Origin of the sequence: Protofrankia sp. Cj3, from assembly GCF_917627355.1 — a bacterium.
Lineage (GTDB): Bacteria > Actinomycetota > Actinomycetes > Frankiales > Frankiaceae > Protofrankia.
On the sequence record NZ_CAKJTR010000333.1, the window covers coordinates 1 to 1,799 of the forward strand.

At 70.2% G+C, this 1,799-nt stretch carries 1 protein-coding gene; it reads right to left on the reverse strand.

Features of this window, described 5'->3' with window-relative positions:
- Nucleotides 1-1,799, reverse strand: a 1,799-nt coding sequence (locus tag MJ783_RS23260) for a WD40 repeat domain-containing protein (RefSeq protein WP_370651796.1), incomplete at both ends; no start/stop codon positions are given.

The following is a 1,799-nucleotide window of genomic DNA, read 5'->3' on the forward strand; positions in this document are numbered from 1 at the left end:
CGACAAGAGCGTGGCTGTCGGCGGTGAACGCGATGCCGTTCGGGCCGACCGCGTCCTGAAGCGTCGCGGTGCGCTGCCACGTCTGGGTGTTCCACAGCCAGATGCCGTCGGGGCCGGCCCCCGCGAGTACGTTCCCGTCCGGGCTGAAAGCCACCGCGTAGACGGCGCCTCCCGTCGCGCTGATGCATCTGATCATCTTCCGGTCGGGCATGGCCCACAGGCAGATCTCACCGTCGTGCTCGGCCGTGGCCAGCATGGCACCACCAGCGCGGAAGGCGAGCCCGTGCACCGTTCCCCCGGGCGGTGCCAGCGTTGTACCGCTGTAGCCGGCCTGCGCTGACAGCAGGCTGCCGCGGGCCTCCGGCAGCCCCGGATCGATGGTGTACGCCTCGATGCTGAGCTGGAGCGCGGTAACCGGGTCACGGGTGCGCAGTTGGTCGGCCTGGGTGATGAGCGCACGGGCAACGGCGAGCTTCTGCTGGCGAAGCGCCTCGTGCCGCTGCCTGCTGGCGTCGATCCACTGATAGGTGGCGATGAGACCGCCGACGGTGACGAGAAGCATGAGCGTGACCAGTACCGCGCCAGCACGCCGACGGCGGTTTCGGCCCTGGCGGCGGCTGGAGGCGAGAAACGCGCGGACGGTCGCGGTGATCTCGTGCGTATCCAGCATGGCCTCGGCGTCGGATGCCCGGGGGAGACTCCACAGGTGGCTCGCGGGCTCTCCTTCCCGCCGCCATTCCTCGGCGGCGGCGCGTGCCTGCGCGGCCTGCCGCAGTCGGTCGGTCGCGGTGGCGACGGCATTGGCGAGGGGCGCCCAGGCGGTGAGAATCTTCTCATGGGCAAGGTCGATGGCCTGCCGGCTGGCCTCGCCGCGGGTATCGTCCGCGTGGATGGTGAGCAGCCGGCGTTCGACGAACGCGTTCAGCTCGGTCCGGACCTGCTCAGGCAGCTCGTCAAGGTAGGCGCGGCAGCGGCTGGCCTGACTGTTCTCATCGACGGTGACCAGCCGCGCCAGACCAGCCAGCACCTCGGCCTCGCCGCGTCCGGTGGCAGTGGTAGCCGCGGCCAGGGCCGCGTCGGCCTGCCGCGCGAGAGCTCCTTGCACACCGCCGAGACGGTCGTACAGGTCGCCGGACAGGGCACCGCCCCGCTTGACCCCCTCAGCCAGTTCAGCCAGGACGAAGGCAAGCAGGGGAAGCGCCTCCCCGCTGCCGGTGTCGGCGACCAGACGTCTGCACAGGTCCTCGTCAACGGTGATGCCGGCCCGGCGCGCCGGCCTGGTGATGACCTGTTGCAGCATCTCCGGTTCCAGCGGTGTGACCCGGAACGGATCCCCGATGGGCAAGCCGATGTCCTTCGCGAGTCCCCTCAGCGGGTCGAGATAGTCCGACCGGATGGTCGCCACGGCGCGTACTGGCCCTCCGGTGGCCTCCAGCAACACCGTCACGAACCGTCGGCATTCGGTGTCGGCGGTACGGGTCAGAAGCTCTTCTGCCTGATCCACAATAATCAGGAGATAACGGGCCGACCCCGCGGCGAGGAGATCGGCAACCAGGCGAGTGATGCCTCCTGGCCGACCGATGGTGTCAGCGACCTCGCTGGCCGTCCAGAGCAGGCCACGCGCGCGACCGGCGGAGGTCAACAGCCAGACCAGTTCCACGCCCGGATCAGTGTTCGGGCTGGCCGCCGGCACCAGCGGCGCCAGCACCAGCCAGTCCGGATCGGCATCCAGCAACGGCGCCAGCCCGGCCCGGACCAGTGACGACTTCCCGCACCCCGAGGGGCCGACAACGGGCAGC